This window comes from Candidatus Phyllobacterium onerii (assembly GCF_028331445.1).
Lineage (GTDB): Bacteria > Pseudomonadota > Alphaproteobacteria > Rhizobiales > Rhizobiaceae > Phyllobacterium > Phyllobacterium onerii.
The window spans coordinates 37,213-56,195 of the sequence record NZ_JAQMHX010000010.1 but is presented as its reverse complement, the minus strand read 5'-3'; the positions used below and the strand labels follow the sequence as shown (position 1 = coordinate 56,195).

At 58.4% G+C, this 18,983-nt stretch carries 19 protein-coding genes and 2 pseudogenes; 4 read left to right on the top strand and 17 right to left on the bottom strand.

Features of this window, described 5'->3' with window-relative positions; genetic code table 11:
* Window positions 1-21: 21 nt before the first annotated feature.
* Genes PHA01_RS21260 through PHA01_RS21245 form a run of 4 tightly spaced genes read right to left on the bottom strand, consistent with a single transcriptional unit; the run spans window position 22 to window position 3,829 of the window.
* Entirely contained in the window at window positions 22-996 is a 975-nt protein-coding gene (locus PHA01_RS21260) for an NAD(P)-dependent oxidoreductase (protein WP_271898349.1), read from the bottom strand.
* A gap of 22 nt (window positions 997-1,018) precedes the next feature.
* Complete coding sequence (locus tag PHA01_RS21255; RefSeq protein ID WP_162701801.1) at window positions 1,019-1,717, bottom strand: FadR/GntR family transcriptional regulator; 699 nt, start codon at window positions 1,715-1,717, stop codon at window positions 1,019-1,021.
* Entirely contained in the window at window positions 1,714-2,883 is a 1,170-nt protein-coding gene (locus tag PHA01_RS21250; protein WP_271898348.1) for a mandelate racemase/muconate lactonizing enzyme family protein, read from the bottom strand. The genes PHA01_RS21255 and PHA01_RS21250 overlap by 4 nt, the downstream gene beginning before the upstream one ends.
* A gap of 58 nt (window positions 2,884-2,941) precedes the next feature.
* Window positions 2,942-3,829: a sugar phosphate isomerase/epimerase family protein gene (locus PHA01_RS21245; RefSeq protein ID WP_271898347.1), complete on the bottom strand. Its 888-nt coding sequence runs from the start codon at window positions 3,827-3,829 to the stop codon at window positions 2,942-2,944.
* Between the two features lie 341 nt (window positions 3,830-4,170).
* Here PHA01_RS21245 and PHA01_RS21240 point away from each other — a divergent pair, with 341 nt between their 5' ends.
* Window positions 4,171-5,022: a sugar phosphate isomerase/epimerase family protein gene (locus PHA01_RS21240; protein ID WP_271898346.1), complete on the top strand. Its 852-nt coding sequence runs from the start codon at window positions 4,171-4,173 to the stop codon at window positions 5,020-5,022.
* Window positions 5,023-5,335: 313 nt separating this feature from the next.
* On the opposite strand, the gene PHA01_RS21235 is transcribed toward PHA01_RS21240, so the two are convergent.
* The 4 genes from PHA01_RS21235 to PHA01_RS21220 all read right to left on the bottom strand — a co-directional run bounded on the left by PHA01_RS21235 (window position 5,336) and on the right by PHA01_RS21220 (window position 9,218).
* Window positions 5,336-6,331: a zinc-binding alcohol dehydrogenase family protein gene (locus PHA01_RS21235; RefSeq protein WP_271898345.1), complete on the bottom strand. Its 996-nt coding sequence runs from the start codon at window positions 6,329-6,331 to the stop codon at window positions 5,336-5,338.
* 13 nt (window positions 6,332-6,344) lie between these two features.
* Entirely contained in the window at window positions 6,345-7,157 is an 813-nt protein-coding gene (locus PHA01_RS21230; protein WP_271898344.1) for an ATP-binding cassette domain-containing protein, read from the bottom strand.
* 63 nt (window positions 7,158-7,220) lie between these two features.
* Window positions 7,221-8,162 (bottom strand): ABC transporter substrate-binding protein, encoded by a 942-nt coding sequence (locus PHA01_RS21225; protein ID WP_271898343.1) that lies wholly within the window; start codon window positions 8,160-8,162, stop codon window positions 7,221-7,223.
* A 33-nt stretch (window positions 8,163-8,195) separates the two neighbouring features.
* A complete protein-coding gene (locus tag PHA01_RS21220; RefSeq protein WP_112527684.1) occupies window positions 8,196-9,218 on the bottom strand; it encodes an ABC transporter permease in 1,023 nt (340 codons plus the stop codon).
* A gap of 133 nt (window positions 9,219-9,351) precedes the next feature.
* Between PHA01_RS21220 and PHA01_RS21215 the strand changes: the two genes are divergently transcribed.
* Window positions 9,352-10,254, top strand: a complete 903-nt coding sequence (locus PHA01_RS21215) for a GntR family transcriptional regulator (RefSeq protein WP_271898342.1) — start codon at window positions 9,352-9,354, stop codon at window positions 10,252-10,254.
* A gap of 116 nt (window positions 10,255-10,370) precedes the next feature.
* Here the strand turns inward: PHA01_RS21215 and PHA01_RS21210 are convergent, their stop codons facing one another.
* The 5 genes from PHA01_RS21210 to PHA01_RS21190 form a co-directional block, all read right to left on the bottom strand.
* Window positions 10,371-11,063 carry an aldo/keto reductase gene (locus PHA01_RS21210; protein WP_271898341.1) on the bottom strand — a complete coding sequence of 231 codons (693 nt, stop codon included), beginning with the start codon at window positions 11,061-11,063 and terminating at the stop codon, window positions 10,371-10,373.
* A gap of 394 nt (window positions 11,064-11,457) precedes the next feature.
* Window positions 11,458-12,222, bottom strand: coding sequence for an SDR family oxidoreductase (locus tag PHA01_RS21205; RefSeq protein WP_271898340.1), 765 nt, complete (start codon window positions 12,220-12,222; stop codon window positions 11,458-11,460).
* Window positions 12,219-12,809: a DUF1194 domain-containing protein gene (locus tag PHA01_RS21200; RefSeq protein ID WP_271898339.1), complete on the bottom strand. Its 591-nt coding sequence runs from the start codon at window positions 12,807-12,809 to the stop codon at window positions 12,219-12,221. Before PHA01_RS21200 ends, PHA01_RS21205 begins: the two co-directional genes overlap by 4 nt.
* A gap of 102 nt (window positions 12,810-12,911) precedes the next feature.
* Window positions 12,912-14,336 carry an FAD-binding oxidoreductase gene (locus PHA01_RS21195; protein ID WP_271898338.1) on the bottom strand — a complete coding sequence of 475 codons (1,425 nt, stop codon included), beginning with the start codon at window positions 14,334-14,336 and terminating at the stop codon, window positions 12,912-12,914.
* A gap of 226 nt (window positions 14,337-14,562) precedes the next feature.
* Complete coding sequence (locus PHA01_RS21190; protein ID WP_271898337.1) at window positions 14,563-15,243, bottom strand: winged helix-turn-helix transcriptional regulator; 681 nt, start codon at window positions 15,241-15,243, stop codon at window positions 14,563-14,565.
* 228 nt (window positions 15,244-15,471) lie between these two features.
* On the opposite strand from PHA01_RS21190, the pseudogene PHA01_RS21185 reads away from it, so the two are divergent.
* A pseudogene (locus PHA01_RS21185) lies at window positions 15,472-15,792 on the top strand (transposase); the annotation flags it as partial.
* Between the two features lie 100 nt (window positions 15,793-15,892).
* Here the strand turns inward: PHA01_RS21185 and PHA01_RS21180 are convergent.
* Window positions 15,893-16,513, bottom strand: a complete 621-nt coding sequence (locus PHA01_RS21180) for a PRC-barrel domain-containing protein (RefSeq protein WP_271898336.1) — start codon at window positions 16,511-16,513, stop codon at window positions 15,893-15,895.
* A gap of 474 nt (window positions 16,514-16,987) precedes the next feature.
* Between PHA01_RS21180 and PHA01_RS21175 the strand changes: the two genes are divergently transcribed.
* Window positions 16,988-17,134 (top strand): entericidin domain-containing protein, encoded by a 147-nt coding sequence (locus tag PHA01_RS21175; RefSeq protein WP_271898431.1) that lies wholly within the window; start codon window positions 16,988-16,990, stop codon window positions 17,132-17,134.
* Between the two features lie 820 nt (window positions 17,135-17,954).
* Here the strand turns inward: PHA01_RS21175 and PHA01_RS21170 are convergent.
* The 3 genes and pseudogenes from PHA01_RS21170 to PHA01_RS21160 form a co-directional block, all read right to left on the bottom strand.
* A pseudogene (locus tag PHA01_RS21170) lies at window positions 17,955-18,149 on the bottom strand (DUF4142 domain-containing protein); the annotation flags it as partial.
* Window positions 18,149-18,433: a DUF4142 domain-containing protein gene (locus PHA01_RS21165; protein WP_271898335.1), complete on the bottom strand. Its 285-nt coding sequence runs from the start codon at window positions 18,431-18,433 to the stop codon at window positions 18,149-18,151. The gene PHA01_RS21165 and the pseudogene PHA01_RS21170, both read right to left, overlap by 1 nt.
* 47 nt (window positions 18,434-18,480) lie before the next feature.
* On the bottom strand, window positions 18,481-18,951 hold the full coding sequence (locus PHA01_RS21160) for a DUF2243 domain-containing protein (protein ID WP_271898334.1): 471 nt from the start codon (window positions 18,949-18,951) through the stop codon (window positions 18,481-18,483).
* Window positions 18,952-18,983 lie beyond the last annotated feature (32 nt).

The following is an 18,983-nucleotide window of genomic DNA, read 5'->3' as shown; positions in this document are numbered from 1 at the left end:
GATGTCGCGAAGGGCCCGCAGCTATGCCGGAAAGCGCCGGCGGTAGTGCACGACCACTTCGGGATTGCGCAGATTGACGGGCAGTTCGCCCCTCATGACGCGCAGGACTTCGCTTGCCGCGCCCGTTCCCATGCGCATCATGCTCTCGTCCGTAAGACCGGCGAGATGCGGAGTGACGATGACATTGTCGAAGCCGAAATATGGATGGTCGAGCGGAAGGGGCTGAGTTGCGAAGACGTCGAGCGCGGCTCCGCCGATGCGGCCCTCGCCCAGCGCCTCGATCAGCGCCGCGTCATCGATCACCGGGCCGCGCGCGACGTTGACCAGAATGGCATCGGGCTTCATGCGGCTGATGCGCCCGGCATTGAGCAGGCCCGTCGTCTCCGACGTCAGCGGGCAGCAGAGCACGACGATGTCGGCTATCGCGACGAGGTCGTCGACCGGCAGGAAGCGCGCACCGTCCGGCACGCTTTCCGGCGACCGGCTCGTGGCGACCACCTCCAGGCCGAAACCGAACTTCGCGATCCGGAAAATCGCCTTGCCGACATTGCCCATGCCGACAATTCCCATGGCGCGGCCGCAAAGGTCCGTCGCCCCGTCCGACTGGCCACGCCCGGCAGCCCAGCCCTTCTGTCGCAGTTCCCGGTCCATCAGGCGGAAGCGCCGAAGCAGGGCCAGCGTCACGAGGAAGACGTGCTCGGCGACCGTCGACGCATTGACGGCCGGCACGTTGGCGACAAGCACGCCGGCACGGTTCGCCGCATCCATCGGCACCATGTCGAGCCCGGCGCCATGGCGGATCGCAGCACGAAGCGCCGGCGCGTCCTCGAAGAAGGCCGGCGGGATCGGAGCGCGCACGACGACGATGCCTGCACCCCGCCCTTCTCGCAGCAACGTTTCGGGATCGGGCGCTGAGGCGACGCGCAGATCACCCGCAGCCTTAAGCATGGCCTCGGCCGCAGGATGCAGGGGATGTGTGGAAAAGATAAAGCTCATCGGCCCTCCCCGCCGGTTGCGCCTATCCGGCGGCAGCCGCGGGCCCGCCGATGAGACCCTTCCAATAGCTTTCAGCACCCTGGAGATGCGCGTTCATCAACGCCTGGGCGAGATTGCCGTCGCGGGCACGCAACGCCTCGTAGATACGGATATGTTCGTCATGCGAGAGCCGGCTGCGTGCGGCGTCGCCAAAATAGATCGGCAGCCGCTGCTCGCCCATCATGTAGTAGACGCTGCACACGCGATAGAAGACGCTATTCTTGGTGGCTCGGACGATCTCCAAATGGAAATCCCGGTCCTCGCGCGCCAGCCCCTCGCCTGCCGCAAGCTTCGCCTCGGACGCGGCGAGTATGACGCTCAGGCGCTGGTAATTCTCTTCTGTCGCCCGCAGGCAGGCGAGTTCCGCGGCCTTTATCTCATGTATCTTGCGCAGTTCCACGGTCTCATAGATCAGGATCGGATCAAGGGGCACGCCGGCGCGGGCAAAAAGTGCCATGGCCTCTACGCTCGCCTCCGTGGTCGTCAGGTAGATTCCCGACTTGGCGCGGCGCTCGACGATGCGCATCGCCTCCAGGATCGCCAGCGCCTCGCGGATCTGGCCGCGGCTGACGCCGAAATGCTCCGCAAGCTCCCGCTCCGACGGCGTGCGGCCGTTGCCGCTCGAAGTCGAGAAAAGATATGCCGCGAGATCGGAGAGGAGGGAATTTTTTTGCATCGTCACGGTCTTTGTGCGTGGGCCTCCAGGACCCTCTGATTGATGGTGAATCCCAAGCCGGGTCTATCAGGAATCTCTATCATACCATCCTTTACCGACACAGTGTCCTCGACAAGATCATGGATCATCGGATTGGTGCCGAGCGAATATTCGATGACGAAGCTTGCCGGGGAAGCCGCGCATAAGTGTAGGCCGGAGAAGAAACAGGGCGCACCGGCCCAAAGATGCGGTGCGAAACGGAGGTTGAAGGCGCTGGCGAGCGAACTGATGCGCATTGCCTCCGTAATGCCACCGCAGAAGGCCGGATCGGGCTGAAATATATCGGCCGCCCGCAGGATGGCAAGATCGCGAAAGGCAAACCGTGTCGCCTCGCTCTCCCCCGCAGCGATCGGCACGTTCCCCGCCGCGCGCACCTCCGCCATGCCCGGCTTGTCGTCGGCGATCACCGGTTCCTCGAACCAGGCGAGGTCGCAATCGGCCACCATCTGGATAAAGCGCTTCGCTTCGGCAACCGTATAGGTGCCGTGCGCGTCGACCATAAGGTCGACGTCGGGGCCAATCGCCTCGCGGGCCGCCCGCACCCGCGACGCCGAGACATGCGGCGCACGGTCCATCGCGCCAACGCGCATCTTGACCGATTTGAAACCGCCGGCGGCGATATAGGACTGAAGCTGTCCGCCGATCCGGTCCGCGCTCTCCCAGCCACCCGAGGCATAGGTGGGCAACCTGTCCGCCTTGCGACCACCCAACAGTTTCCAGACAGGGACGCCGAGCGACTTGCCGAGAATGTCCCACAGCGCTATGTCGACCGCGCTGATAGCCGCGACGGACAGGCCGCGCCGCGCTATCTCGGGCATGGCGTGACCCGCAATCGCCGCCGTCTCGTGGCGCACGCCATTGTAGAGCATCTCCCATATGCTGGAGATGTCGGCAGGGTCACGGCCGACGAGCTTCGGCGCGACCTCGTGGTTCAGCATGTGGACCAGCGTGCCATAGGTGCCTGCACTGCCGGCGGCATTCTTCCCCTCTCCCCAGCCGACGATACCGTCAGTCGTTTCGATACGCAGGATCGCAGCATCGAAGGTCGTCAGCCTGCCAAAATCGCTGCGATGTTGGCGGCTCGCCGCTATGGGGATATTCACCCACCAGGCCTCTACGGTCTTGATACGCATGTGTCGGATCCCTCGCTCTCACGACCCGCGGGCCGCAGGGCATATGCCTTTCCGTTCGTTACTTGATCAGCGGCAGGATCGTCTCGGCGGTGATCCGCATCTGATCATCGTAGAACTTCTCGGTGAGCAGGCTTGAGCCGTGGTCCTGGATGAACTTCAGTTGCTCCGGCGGGATATCGACGGGGTTGCGCTCCACCATATCCGGGTACTTGGCCGCTGGCGTGCGATCGACCGGAGCGACGAACTCGTTCGTTACCGCTCCGTCATATCCGATCTCTTTCAGCGTGCCGATGATCTTTGGCCAGTCGAGCTGGCCAAGGCCGGCGGCGAAACGGTTGTTGTCGGCGACGTGGAAATCGAACAGGCGCTTTCCGGCGAGCCGGATCGCCTCATACATGTCTTCCTCCTCGATGTTCAGGTGAAAAGCATCGAGACAGACCCCGCATTCGGGGCTGACGGCATCGGCGAGCGCCAACGCCTGGGCGGCACGGTTAAAGAAATAGGTCTCGAAACGGTTGAGCGGCTCGACGGCAATGCGTACGCCCTTCTTCCGGGCATGGGCAAAACATTCCTTGGTGGCCTCCACGACCCAGGTCCACTCTTCCTCCTCGGTCCCGTCCGGCACCACCTTGCCCACGGTCGCCGGTACGAGGGTGACGATCTGGCCCTCGAGTTCACCGACCATCGTGATGACGCTCTTGACATAATCCACCGACCTGGCGCGTTGGCCTTCGTCCCGGGCGGCAAGGTTGCGTTCACCGAGTGTCAGCGTGACGGCACCCCAGCAGCGGATGCCGTATTCTTTCAGCAGTGCGCGCGTCTCCTTGACGTCGTACTGTGCCGGCTCCCCGGATATCTCGATGCTTTCGTAACCATATTTCTTGATCCGCGCCAGCGTGAGTGCGAGCGGTTCCGCCCGCATCCAGTTGTGTGTCGAAAGATGCATGAAGTCCTCCCAGACTGTTTACAGCTTGCTCGAGCACCGTCGGCGGCAGTGACGGCCACCCTCTCGTCAGCCAACCCGCTGAGCAACTGGTTTGGCCAATTTTTGTTGTTTCAAAGCTCTAGCGTAATTTTTCATCCTATGCAAGATGGGTCGAAAACGGAATATTTCTCTTATTATGCCGTCGTTTAACGGCAATCTCTTGCACTTGCGCGCATTTGCGAGCGATCGGAACCAAGGAATTGGCTTGACCAGATCTCTAAATTTGGTATTACCAGATAAAGCAAAAACTACTCGTCGCTAGAAGCGGCGCGCAGGGCCCATAGCGGCAAAAAGGAGGACACGTGAAGATCGGCATGTGCATGTTCCTCTGGACGACCAGCGTCGGCCGGAAGCATGAAGGACTGTTGCGGGACATCAAGGACACGGGGTTTGACGGCGTCGAAATCCCGGTCTTTTCGGGCGCGCCAGACGACTACCGGCGGCTGGGGGATCTGCTGGAGCGGATCGGCTTGGAACGGACTGCCGTTTCCGCCATGGGCGACCCCTCGATGAACCTGATTGCCCCCGACTCCGCCACCCGTAGACGCGGCATCGACTACATGAAATGGGCAATCGACTGCAGCGATGCACTCGGCGCCAGTCTGCTGAGCGGGCCGCTGCATTCGACGCTGGGGAAATTTTCCGGACGTGGTCCGAGCGCGGCGGAACTCACGCGCTCGGTCTCCTCGCAACGCGCGATTGGCGATCATGCTGCAAAGCGCGGCGTCACGATCGGGCTTGAGGCACTGAACCGCTTCGAATGCTACCTGTTCAACACGATGGATGCACTTGCGGCCCACGTCGATGCGGTCGAGCATACGAATATCCGCGCTATATACGACACCTTCCACAGCAATATCGAGGAGCCCGACCCCATCGGCGCCTTCACGCGAAATCGTGACCGCATCGTCCATGTACACATTTCGGAGAACGACCGCGGCGTACCGGGACGTGGCAACATTCCCTGGGCGGAGACGTTCAAGGCGCTGCGCGCGAGCGGCTACGACGACTGGCTGACGATCGAGGCGTTCGGCCGAGCGCTCAAGGACCTTGCCGCCGCGACAAAGGTCTGGCGCGACTTTTCCGAGACGCCGGAAGTGGTCTATCGCGAAGGATACCGCCATATCCACAATGGATGGCACGCCGCGGCATGAACGCCGAGCCATCCTTCGCATCCGTCAGAATTTTGCCTTCGACGGCATGAAGGACTCGGGCTATGGGCCGAAGGTAGGACTGAGGCGAAGGATAACTTTTTCAACATCAATCTGGTTACCGAATCAGCCTGACCCAATCTAGCATCGTGCGCCGCTTTTTTACCCGATATCTTCAAGGTACTGCCGATTTGACCGCCAGCCATTATTCTGGAAACGCAATCTTGTGGCCGTCGGGCACGGCGTAGGGCATCGTGGGAGGCACACCCACAATTTTAAGCCACATTATTCTCTGGATGCAACCGTAAGCGCTGGATCAGAGTCTCACCACCGCCTTGATCAGTCCGGTCCTGTCCTGGGCGAGTTCGGGCAGGCGCTGCGGCAGGTCGGCCAGCGGCAGGATCACCGAGCAGAGGGCATCCGTGGAAATCTTGCCCTCACGGATGGCCGCCATGACGGTTTCGAAATCTGACTGGACGGCATTGCGGCTGCCGATGATGCGCGTTTCCCGCTTGTGGAATTCCGCGTCGTCAAAACGAATATGATCCTTCACGACGCTGACGAGCACATAGCTGCTTCCATGCGCGAGTAATGGAAAGCCCGCTTCTATCGCTACCGCAGTCCCCGTTGCATCGAAGACAGTGTCGAAGCCATCGGCGCGGTCGCCTTCAAGGATCCGCGACGTATCTTCATACGTATTCTGAAAATCGAAACTCTCGCGCGCCAAAGCCAGCCGCTGCGAGCTCAAATCCAAAAGATGAACATCGGCGCCTGCGAGCCGCGCGAAAAGCGCGGTCCCGATGCCGATCGGGCCGGCGCCCGTGACCAGCACCCGGTCACCGGCGGCCAGTCCCGAACGGGCCACCGCATGGGCCCCGATCGCCAGGAATTCGACCATGGCCGCCTGGATTTCGTCGAGTCCTTCGGCGGCCATAAGATTGCCTGCCGGAACTGCGACACGCTGGCAGAGGCCGCCGTCGCAGTGAACGCCCCGCACCGCGATGTTCGAGCAGCAGTTCGGTTTGCCGCGCAGGCAGGCCCGGCATTTGTTACAGGCGATGTAGGGATTGATCACGACAAGGGTGCCCGCCTCGATGCCGTCTACAGGCGTGACCAGCCGGCCACTGAGTTCATGGCCAATCACGCGCGGATAGCTGAGATAGGGATGTTTGCCGGCATAGATGTGATAATCCGTTCCGCAAATGCCGATTGCCGTGATGTCGACAAAGACCGAGCCCTCCGGCAAGTCTACGGGAAGAGGCCGTTCGATGAGTTCGAACCGTCCGGGTTCGACGCAGGTGCCGCATAACATTCGTCTTCCTTCTTCAATTCGAACTCAGGCCGGGTTGTGGTGTCTTGGCGGCATTGCGCGGCCACCAGCCGTCGGGCATCTCGCCCTTGATGATCAGGCTCAGCACATCATCCTTGGTTACTTCCTCGATGCAGTAGCCGCCGACATTGCGTCCCCGGTTCATCACAACAATACGGTCGCAGAGATCGAAAACGTCGTGCATGTCGTGGCTGATGAGAAAGATGCCGATACCTTCGCTCCGCAACTGCCTGATGAGATCGGCGACCATTGCTGTCTCGGCTGGTCCGAGCGCGGCCGTCGGCTCGTCCATGATGAGGATCTTCACCTTGAAATAAATGGCGCGGGCAATGGCAATGACCTGCCGCTGACCGCCGGACAATCGCGAAATCGGATCGCTCAGATTCTTGAAGTTGGGGTTGAGCCGATGCAGCACCCGGCGCGCTTCCTCCATCATGTTCTTGTCGTCAAGATTGCCCCATCGCGTCTTCAGCTCGCGGCCGAGAAACAGATTGGACGGAGCATCGAGATGGTCGGCAAGGGCAAGCGTCTGGTAGATGGTCTCGACCCCCTGACGTCGGGCGTCCTGAGGTGATAGGAACCGGACATCCTCGTCCCCCATCCTGATCGTGCCGGCGTTCGGCGCCATGGCGCCGGAGAGAATCCGCATCAGACAGGATTTTCCCGCGCCATTATGGCCCAGGACTCCAACGACCTCTCCAGGAAAGAGGTCAATCGACACGTCTTCGACTGCGTGGACGCCGCCAAAGCTCTTCTGGATATTGATCATCTCGACCAGCGGCCGCGATCGTGTGACATGAGCATTCATGAGGTCTTCCTGAGGAAAGAGAAGGCAGGGGCCTGAAGCCCCTACCTTCTGGCGGCCGCCGGTTCAGTACAGAACGTTCTTGGCCTCGGGAGCGGCGATATTGTCCTTGGTGACAGCGACAACGCCCGTATCGATCTCCGGCTCAGCCTTTTTGCCGCCGACCATGTCAAGAATGGCCTTCACGCCGAGTTCGCCCATCTGATACGAACCCTGGACCATGGTCGCGACGAGCGTACCATCCTTGACGAAGGCCTGCAGGTCTTCATTGCCATCAAAGCCGATGGCGACGACATCGCCCACCTTGCCGGCCTGGACGATCGCACGGCCCATGCCGACCGCTGTCGGCTCGTTGGCGCCGAAGATGCCTTTGAGATCCGGATTAGCGGCGAGCACGTCGGTCGTCTGGTTGAGCGCAGTCGCCATCTGGGACTGCGAATAGTATGGCCCGACGACTTCCAGCTTGGAATTCGCCTTTAGATAATCGACGAAGCAGCCGACACGACCGACTTCCGAACCGACACCCGCCACATAGGACATTACGGCCACCTTGCCTTCTTTCCCGACCTTGTCGATCATCATCGTCGCGGCAAGCTTGCCGGCCGCGCAGTTATCTGTCGAAAGGAAGGTCTGGAAGGTGCCCTTGCTGGCATCCGAGAGCGCGGAGTCGATGATTGCGACTGGAATACCGGCTTCGTTGGCCTTTTTGACAGCCGGAGCAAGCGCATCCGGATCCGACGGTGCGAGCACGATGCCAATCACGCCGCGGTTGATGGCGTTTTCGACCATGCTGAGTTCGTCGGCAATCGCGGACTCCGCTGCCGGGCCGTTGAAGGTCATCGTGTGTTCACCCTGACCGGCGATAGCGGCAGAAGCGCCCTTGTTGACATTCTGCCAGAAGTTCGAGTTCGTCGTCTTGACGATCACCGCGATTTCTCCCGCCATGACGGTGGCGGGCGCGGCGATCATTGTGCTTGCCAGAAGCAGTGCTTTCAAGGTCTTCTTCATAGTCTCCTCCTCTGATGAAAACAGTTTTGCCGGTTAACGGCGGCTTCTCAGCTGATCGACATAGACCGCCATGATGACGACGAAGCCGATGATGATCTGCTGGATGAAGGCTGAGACGCCGGCCATGTTCAGGCCGTTGCGCAAGACGCCGATGATGAAGGCGCCAATCATGGTTCCTGACACGGTGCCAACCCCGCCCATCAGCGACGCCCCGCCAATGACGGCCGCAGCGATCGCGTCGAGCTCGTACATGACGCCCTCATTGGGCTGGGCGGTAACCAGTCGGGACATCAAAACGATCCCGGCCAATCCGGCGAGCGCGCCGGACATGACATAGGCGGCAAGTTTGGTTCGATCGACCTCGACACCGGAAAGCCGCGCGGCTTCCTCATTCGAACCAGTGGCATAGATGTGGCGGCCGATGGAGCGCCGGCGCAGCATGAAGCCGACGGCAACGGCAACGACGACAAGCAGGATCGCCGGATAGGGAATTCCCGGAAAAATGACCTTGGGCAGCCCATTCGAACCCATGCCGATCATTCGGAAAAGCGAACCGTTGCCCAGCTTGCCGAACGCCTCGCCTAGCTGCGAAATCGGAGCGGCGCCGGTGATCTGCAAGGCAGTGCCTCGCGCGATCAGCATCATGCCCAGCGTGGCGACAAATGGCGTGATGCGCATCTTCGTGACCACGATCCCATTGACGGCCCCACACAGAGCCCCGACCGCGATTCCCATAGCCATGCCGAGCGGTACAGGAATTCCGGCCTTGACCGCGAGCCCGGCCACGGTTCCGGAAAGCGCCAGTACCGAACCCACGCTGAGATCGATACCTCCGGTCACGATCACCAGCGTCATTCCGATCCCGAGCAGGCCGATTACCGACGTCTGCAAGAGCACCGTCAGCCCGTTACCGACGCTCAGGAAGGCTGCATTGCCGAAGGAAAAAAATCCGACCAGCATGAAAAGCGTGAATAGCGCTGAAAGCTTATGCAGGGCGTCGGATGAAATTTTGACGCCGGCAAAAGGCACAGCAAGCCGATCCACTTCAACTGACATGACGCCCCTCCCTGAGCGGTATAAAATAATTAAATGCAGAATGCAGAGCAAAATATCCACTGTCAATTGTTTTTAATTATTGTCGACACTTGTCCTTTGGTATATTGGGAAGCCGAGACAGGAGGCACTCGCGATGGCGCGGACGGACGAACGCTTCAGGGCAACTTTCAATGCGGTTCTCGAGGAGTGTTCCGCGTTGAAACCGGGTGATTTGCTGGCTTCGGAACTGGCGCTTGCCGCGCAATTCGACGTGAGCCGTACTGTGATCCGTTCAATCCTCGAGCGTTTGGATATGATCGGGGTAGTGCAATGGAGGGGACGCCAGAAAGCGCTTATGCGGACGCCCCGCCCAGACGAATGGCTGACGGTAAGTGCGAGCCAGGTTTCCCCCGAGGAGCTCGAACGTCAGTTTCTCTACTGGATCCTACGCTTCGACGTGCCGCCGGGCACACCGCTCAATGTCGCCGAACTTGCCCGACAGTTTCGGGTCAGCGTCCACGGCCTGCAGGAGTTTCTAGCGTCGCTCAGCCGGTTCGGCCTTGTCAAACGTCGGCCCAAAAACGGTTGGGAGCTGGTTGGATTCACTTCTGATTTCGCGATCGAGCTTTCCGATTTCCGGATGATGATTGAGCTCAACGCGATTTCGCAGCTCATCGCGCTACCCGACAACCACCAGATTTGGGACAGGATAGAGGAGCTCGACGAGGCCCATCGCGCACTGGCGGCGGCAATAGATGAGCGCTTTCACGATTTTTCCCTGCTGGACGAGCGCTTTCATCTAACGATAGGCAGCATCACGCGCAATCGCTTCGTTGCCGAGTTCCAGAAGGTAATCTCATTGATTTTCCACTACCATTATCAGTGGGATAAGAAGGACGAACGCGAGCGTAATGCAGCCGCAATCGACGAACATCTGAGACTGATCGCGGCCCTGAAATCGCGCGATGAAGCCTCGGCACTCGCGGCCGCGCGCGATCACCTTCGCACATCGAAGCAGACCCTACTCTCCTCGCTGCGCATTCACGCCCTATCCTAGCGGGTCGAAGATGGCATCACCGCCCCCGGGCCACGGCGCATAGATTGCATCGAGATTGCGGATCAGGGAACGCGTTTGCGCGGTCCCCAGGAGCAACGATGTGACCGCCGGGTGGGTCATCGCGTAGTGAAGTGCCGCGGTGGCGAGGGGTACCTCAAAAGACTCGGCGCGGCTTTGGAGTAATCGCCGAGCATGTGCGGCGTCGCAGGTTTATAGTCGAACACGGCGTCCGGAACCGGCCCCGTCGCCAGGATGCCGGAATTGAATATTCCGCCGAGCACAAGGCTCGTATTCGATTTCCGGCATCGTGCGACAAGCGCCTCTTCCGCCGAGCGGTCAATTAGCGTGAGATGTCCCGCCAAAAGGATCACATCGAGTTCCGCCGCCGCCATCACTTCCAGGCTAGCCTCGTTCTCATTCACACCAAGGCCGAACGCGCCGATGCCGCCGGCTTGCTTCAGCCGTTGGAGCCGATCGATGCCGGTGCCCAACAAGTCGGCCATATGCACCTCTTGGCAGGCCCCATGGGTCAGGCGGCCGATGTCGTGCACATAGAGGACATCGATATAGGACGTCCCAAGCCGCGCGCAGCTCTGCTCGAAGGCAGCCTCAATACCGTCTCCAGAATAGTCGTAGCGAACGGTCATTGGTAGTGGCGCGATGAACCCATCAGCCTGCTCCAGGGTTTCGCCGGGCGACAGGAGGCGACCGACCTTGGTGGAGACGACATAACTTTGCCGATCGCGACCCTTGAGGAACAGGCCAAGGCGTATTCCGAACGACCGCGCCGTAGTGAGGCGCGGTGTCAAAATAACGGATACCCCTATCCCAAGCGAGCTGCAGCACTTGCGAGACGTCCTGCTCGCTGACGAGCCTATAGAAATTACCGATTGCCGAGCAACCGAATGCGACATCCGTAACGTGAACGCCCGTATTTCCAATTCTCCGGCGATTCATGCGACTTTATCTCCCTGCCCTTCATTCATTGATCCGACGAACTTCGTCATCGTTCGTCTCGAGCGGCAGAGCACCCATTCGTTATTGTTTATCATTTAAAACATGAGTCAATGTGCATCCAGCGTGATGGAGAAACCGACCAATGGTCGCCGACTACGGTGCGCAGATCGCGGCGGATCAAGTCTATATTGCGGTAGACTGTGGTGTCGGGCCGAGGGACTAGAAAATCCCCCCTCCTACCAACCGCTACCAGCAAGTGAATCCACCATCGACGACAAGGTCGATGCCCGTGACAAACGCCGAAGCGCGGCTCGAAAGGAATACGGCGGGACCGATCATTTCCTCAGGCGTCGCCAAGCGACCCATCGGCGTATCCCGCGCAAATATCTCCACTTGGTCGGCAACTTCTGGCCGACGATTCATCGGTGTCAGTGTGTATCCAGGACTAATCGAGTTAACCCGAACACCACGGCCAATCCACTCCATCGCCAGACTCTTGGAGAGATGAATGACAGCGGCCTTGGACGAATTATAATCTGCCTGCTTCAGGTCGCGGTTGACGATCGAGCCGGATATGGAAGCGACGTTGATAATTGACCCCTTCCTACGGGGCAGCATTACGCGTGCTTGAGCCTGGCAAGACAGGAACACGCCCGTAACGTTAACGTCATAGACCCGCTGCCAGTCCTTCAGCTCCAGTGTCTCGGCTTCGCCGCCAGCGCCAATGCCTGCGTTGTTAACAGCGAGGGTCAACGGGCCGAGCTCTTTCTCAATTCGTTCGATCGCCCCAGAAAGGTCCTTCGCTGAGACTACAGTACCTTCGAACGTCAAGGTCTTGCGGCCCAGAGCACGAATCTTTTCTGCCGTCTGATCCAAACCACCGTTTGAGCGATGGCCAAAACAGGCGACATCAGCTCCAGCCTCAGCTATCCCAATTGCTATGGCCTGCCCAATGCCACTGCCCGCGCCTGTGACGATGGCCACTTCACCATGCAGATCGAATAGTTTCATTTTTCGCTCCTCCGATAGTTGCGGGCCGTTCCGGACGATCTTCGAGTACCCGATTGCCCGGGGCAACAGACAGCGGCGTTCATCGTGGCGATCCTTGAGTGGAAATAGATTTGGAAGAGCCCGCCGGAAATCCGGCGGGCTCTTCGGGCTGATTCAAAACCCTTGATGTTTTCCCGCGTGACGGGCTCCGCCCCGGAAAGCAGATCAAGTGCGACCCAGAGGCCGCCACCTATGTCGGTATTTCCCCAAGCCGTTCGCTCATTGCGTTTCATTTCAAGCGCGAACTGCTCCGATGGCTTGATTCCGTCCATGATAATCCAGCTGATTCTTTGTGAGGATAATTCGCCGTCTCCCCAGAATACAGCGGCTACTGCCACACTCCCGGAGGTTCGTATGGCTGACAGCACCGATGCGTCGCGAAAGGCAGAGACGATCGCCGACTTCTGAAATCCATATTCGTCGTCGGTTATGCTGCCAGAACCATCCACCGCTAATACCAGCGCCGTGTCGACGCATGCTTCCGAGCGCGTGGCGACAGTCATAAGAGCCAACGCCCCAGCCGCCACGAGCCATGCCTTGCGCATCATTCCACCCCCTGTGCACTCGCCAGCAACAAACACGACCCTGGCCCACCAATCCGGATCACACCTCGGCACTCGTGACTCTTGACATCCCTCAGCGTCAACCCGTTACGTTCTGGGCCTAACATTCTGATTCAGCCGAAAGAGGTTGTCCAGGTCGTATTTGGCCTTGAGCGTCGCCAGCCGTGCAAGGTTGCCACCGTAGGCTTGCGCCACTCTGTCAGTCTCATCTTCGGGCATAAAATTGACGTAGACGCCGCCCGTCGCGTACGGCGCTGTAGCCGCAAAAAGCCCTTTAGCCCAGTCGATGGATACCTGCTCTTCGGCTCGCTCCAGCCACCTCGTATGAACGTTCATCACGAATTGTGCCTCGCGATGCGGATACGCGGTTGCATTGGAGGCGACGCGGCTACTGGCACCGCCGAGCTGGCCAATGAAGATCTCGCATTCCGCGGTTGGCAGTGTGCCAACATAGTCGATCAGCGTGTCGAACAGGTCGTCGCCGAGAGTTATAAAATTGTGGGACTTCCAATAGTTGAATGCACCCGGCGTCAGCAGTGGGTCGAACGCTGTCTGCCAGGCAGTATAGGGTTGCAGGCCGATGACCTCGGCGATGGGCTCTCCAAGTGCGCGAAGCGGGCGAAGTGCCTCTTCCGCTTTACTTGGCTCCCCTGCATAACAGACGGCAAACACCAGGATTTCCTTGCCGTGCACATCCTCAGGAAGGAACGGCAGAGGCGGTGCCTTCCGCAATACCACCCATATGGTGAGGTCGTCGGGCGTTGAGGCCGCCACCTCGCGATACCCGGCAAGAAGTTCACGGGCATTGGCAAACGGATGAACGATCAGTCCGGATACCAGATCGGGACCAACCGGATGCAATTGGAACTCGAAGGACGTGATCACGCCGAAGTTTCCGCCGCCGCCACGAATGGCCCAAAACAGGTCCGGGTTCTCCGATGCACTGGCTTGAACAAGCTCTCCCGCCGCGGTAACCACATCGGCCGAGATCAAGTTGTCCACGGTGAAACCGAATTTTCGGCTGAGCCATCCGAAACCGCCGCCGAGTGTAAGTCCGGCCACGCCCGTGGTCGAGTTGATGCCGAGCGGCGTGGCAAGGCCAAATGTTTGCGCTTCTTTGTCGAACTCTCCGAGCGTCACGCCCGGCTCCACCCGTGCCGTGCGCGTCCTTGGATCGACCCGCACCGACCTCATCGGTGAAAGGTCGATCAGCAAGCCGCCCTCACAGACGGCGTTGCCGGAAATGTTGTGACCGCCACCGCGTACTGACACGAGCAGCCCGTTGTCGCGAGCAAGGTTAACAGCCCGCATTACGTCGCTTGCGCCATGGCAGCGTATGACAGCAGCAGGTCGTCTATCGATCATGGCGTTCCAGATCGTCCGTGCATCGTCGTAGCCGACTTCGCCCGGCAAACACAAGCCTCCTCGAAGTTCGGTCCGCAGTACGGTCAAAAAGTCACTGGAGATGGAAATTGACCCGCCTTCTCGTTGCGTGAACTGAATGTCACTCATGAAACCTCCTCCTTTATAGACGGATGGTGCGCGGAACCTTACGGGCGTTTCCTGCATCATTTCTCTTTGTTGATACTGTGCCGAAGCCAGACCGGAAGCGGTCCAAAGACAGATGCTGCGTTGTTCGGCATGGAAGAGTCTTCGCCAAAACGAGCGATAAGGCCAGTGCAGAAACTGTAGCGACGCAGGTACAGATTATGGAGCGGTCAAACTGGAAGGCCCTTTGTCAACCATCGGCAAACGTGCTGCGCCCCAACCAACTGTCGATGGACGCTGCGATAGAAATGTCGCCGATCAAGGAAATCTTGCCCCGACATATCTCCGCTCTTAAAGTGGAATGGCCGATCCAGGCCGACGTCATGGCTTTCAGATCGGCGGAGACAAACAGATCGACATCGTGACCAGGATCGAGCGAGCACAGGTCAACGGGCGTTCCGGGTTTCGCTATCAACCAGAAATTTTGCTCGTCTTTTGGCAGTTCCGGATATGTGAACTCGATGACGCTGCGTCTGGCCGGCAAAGCGTTGATGTTGATCTTGCGACGCATGTTCCACATCAATAGTTTCGCATCGAGGTTTTCCAGCGTCACCTCCGCATCGACATTGCGGTGCGCCCATTTGCCGAGTTCCAGAACAATCGGTTCAAGCTCATCAGCAATTGGCGTTGTGGTGTAGTTGATGTCACCCGTCGACGGATTTTCCGTGCGGGCAACGAGACCCTTGGCCTCCATCTCCCTGAGCCGCTTTGACATGAGAGACGGTGACATGCCGGGAACGCCTCGGCGAATTTCGTTGAAGCGGGTCGACCCGGACCACATTTCGCAAAGGAGCAGAAGAGTCCAACGCGGTTCCAGCACCTCGGACGCTTTAGCCACCGGGCAATATTGGTTGTAGCCGTCGCTCGACATCGGACTATCTCCCAAGTCGAAACTATGCGATCAAAGTCTCCGCTCGTCCAGTCCAGAAAGTGTAGCTGCTGAGATGCGCCGTTGGCCATTGTTAAGCTACTTGGCTCTCGGGATGAATGCTGAATGTCTGCTTCGCGCCAATACTGTTGAAAAACTCATCGTTGCAGGCGCTTGGGTTGCATGATTCAATCCTCTGAGTGATTTGGCAGGGGATCAGGCGATGATGGGATTTCAGGCGGACCGGCGCAGCTCTTCTATGATTTCAGCCTCGATGAGCACGTGCCGGCCGATCATCTTCTGCGCCGGATCGACAACCACCTGGACCTCGATAGCGTCCGCACGCAGTTGAATCCCTAGTACAGCAGCACGGGTCGGCCCTCAATCGATCCAGAACTGATGATGCGAATGCTGATCATCGGCTACAGCATGGGCATCCGGTCGGAGCGCCGGCTGTGCGAGGAGGTTCATCTCAATCTCGCCTACCGCTTGTTCTGCCGGCTGGGACTGGACGGCAAGGTACCGGACCATTCCAGCTTCTCAAAGAACCGTAAACCAACGCGTGTTCAGGCGAAAAAGTCCCCGCTAAACCGACAGGCAGGGGAAGGCTCATCGCTAGAGATGAGCCTGTTATCTCGCTAGCTCCCGGCCGTTAGTTCGCGGGAGCCGGAGTGGCCGGTGCCATTTTGTTGTCCTGAACTGCAGGTATCGTCTCGGCCGGCGCGGCATCCGTCTTGGCTTCGTTCGCCTTGTTCGGATCAGCGACCCCTTCCGTAAACTTCTCGGAAACCTCAAAAGCCGGAGCGCTTTGGAGGTCTTCCTTGGCCGTGTTCACCACTATCCAATTCGACTTGTCGCTGCGAACGGAGAGTTTGAGGTGACTTGCCGGAATGGCGACGTCCTTCTCGCCAACCCCCAGAAAGCCCCCGACGCCAATCACAGCGGCATGAACCATTCCCTCCGGCGTGATGATCAGGTCATTGAGCTCCCCTATAGACTGCGCGTCGTCCCCGTCGCCGCTATATACGGATTTGCCGATAAATTCCGAGGCGAGCACTTGGCCTTCCGTAACGCTGCTGATAGGCTGCACTTCGGTCAGCGCCTGGGTACCAGCAGGTGCCTTGAACAGTTCCTTGGTGACGGCAGGAGCAGAGTTGTCTGCAGGCGATGCCGTGGTATCTGCAGGTGCAGCCGGGGTCGTGGTCGTCTGTGCAGGTGCGCTGCCTGACATAAGCGCCAGGCAAGCGGTCGTGATCAAGATTGTCGTACGCATTTCAGATCCTCCTTTTGATTGAGCGCTTATGCGCGCTCCCACTGGAGAAATAACAAGCAGTCTATCCAGTTGTTCCGCAGCAAAACAAATCGTTCCAAGCGGACATCCGCTCAAATTTTAGCCTTGGATACGCGATGGCAAACCGCGACGTACCGCTATTTTGCCGTGACGGCGAAAGATAGAAGTTGAGACAGGCCCGCCTTCCAAACGTCGGTCCGCCCATTGGATCACACTCGATTACAAGTAGTCCAATGTGACCCGGGCAATATGATAGAACTATCCAAGCTTCAGAGCGGCATTGTGCATTGGAAGGGTCATTCCTCGCGATTCAAACGCTACCCCGGATAAGCTGTTCGTATGCATTGTGCGAACCATTGCAGCACATCAACCCCTGCAAATCCTCGGAACTGTAAGAGCCGAGCCGCGTTCTCCACTTGTTACCTTTGCAACTGGGAGACTTTGCTGATGAGACGCCTGACTCTTGTTTCGATCGCCGCCGTGTTCGCCGTCATAACGCTGTCGGCTTGTGCAAACACCATCAGAGGTATGGGCGCGGATACGGCCAATACCGTCAACGCGACGCAATCCGCCGGAAACCGTGTGGCTAAATCGACTTATTGATGTGAACACGCACACAACAACCGCCTAAAATCTGGCTGAGCAAGTACCGCGAAGGTCATGTTCGGCTCACTCGGGCATGAAGGTTCAACTTGAACACCATGGGTGTTGCGAAACCCGCCGCAGATGGCCGTGCCTGGCCGTATGACGGAAGAAGTAGCAACGACGGGGACGAGATAGTTTGAACACTGGTACAGGCCCGCTCGCTCACCTCGATCGCCTTAAGTCGCGGCATAGACACCTCCTACAGAGGTCCGTCGTCCCATCATCCTGATACGTCCGCCCTCCCCTCTTTTTCGAACGTGACGACGGATAATCTTGATGCTTCTAAGTCGAGTGATTGCCCGACGATACCAGATGCTCACCAAACCGTTGGGTTTGAGCACATCCGAGACTGAGCAATTCGTTCAACGGGAACGGGAGCAAAAAACGAAGCCGCGTCGTCGGGGTAAGGAACTTAATCCTCAGTACTATGTTCGGCTCAAGTTGCTCGAAGGGTAGCAGCGGGTTTGATCTCGCAGTGCTGAAGATTAAGCCCGCCCGAACCTCACTACGGAGATCAGATTATGCCTGAAGTAAACACTGCTAAAAGACCTCTCCCAGTGGGAGAAACCTCCAGATATCAAGCTGTCATCGTCTGAAGTTAAGCTCGATACCGCCAGCGACATTGCCAAGAGAAGCTTCGGAAGAAGAGCGGGAGCGTGTAAAAGAGAAGACAGAGCAAAGCTCGCCTTGAGGTGGAATTGCGTCCGCCCAGTCAAGTGACCTTTCCAAGAATATTGACTGCTCACGGGCTTCGACGCGCGCGGACTTATTCCGGATCCTAGAGTGCCACCTTCATTTTTTGAACCTCAGCCAGATGTTCCTCCAGCGTCGGAAGCGTTTTGGCCGCGAAGCTCTTCAATTCTCCTTTTTCGCCGTTTTTCGCATATTCGGAAAATAATGCCACGGCCGATTCATGCACCTTTAATTGTTCGGCCCGGTACATTTTGTCAAAACTCGATTTGTCGGCGGCCTTTAGTTGATGTTTTTTGTCGAGTTTTTCAGGAACACTGACCTTGTCCGCCTTGGCTGCGGCATCATCTCCTGGCCCGCCTTGGTATGGTCAGCGATCATATGCTCGGCGAATTTTTTCGTGGCTTCGTCGCTGGATTGTTTCAAGGCGAGTTCGCTGGACTTGATCTCCAAGATATTCGAGATCGCTGCCATCTTGGCAAATTCTGCGGGCTTGGTGATCTCTTGAGCTCCTGCGGTGCCACACGCAATTACCGTGGCTGCAATTATAGTCAGTGCGTATCTCATGGCTTTCTCCTAAGGCCTAAGATCCTTGTGGACACCAAATTCTCGAGTTATCGTTGTTGGCGTAAAAGTGCCAGTCCTGTCAGCAGCATTGCGGCTCCCCAAACAAGGAAGCCCATGTCCCAAAAGATCCAAAGCTCATGCCGAACAGTCTCGTTGACATGGTGAAGTCCGAGCAGTTGATGGTCAACGACGCCCTCTATCAAATTGAACAACCCGAAGCCAATCAGCATAGTTGCGAAGAGTGTCGCTGCCGACCACTGAAAATGGGGCTTGCGTGCAGTATTCCACAAGATGATGAGTCCCGAGACCGTGAACACATACGTTCCGGCGTGGAAAACGCCGTCGAGCATCGTATTGAATTCCAGATTTTCAACGCTGTCGGCGGGATATCCCGCACTCGTTGCCATGTGGTGCCATTGCAGTATCTGGTGGAGAACAATTCCGTCAAAGAATCCTCCAAGGCCGAGACCGAGCAGAATGCCTCCCAACACGGGAAACTCGTTGAGCTGTTTTCGCAACGCTTCACCCTTTCTGGTGATCCTGGGCAATG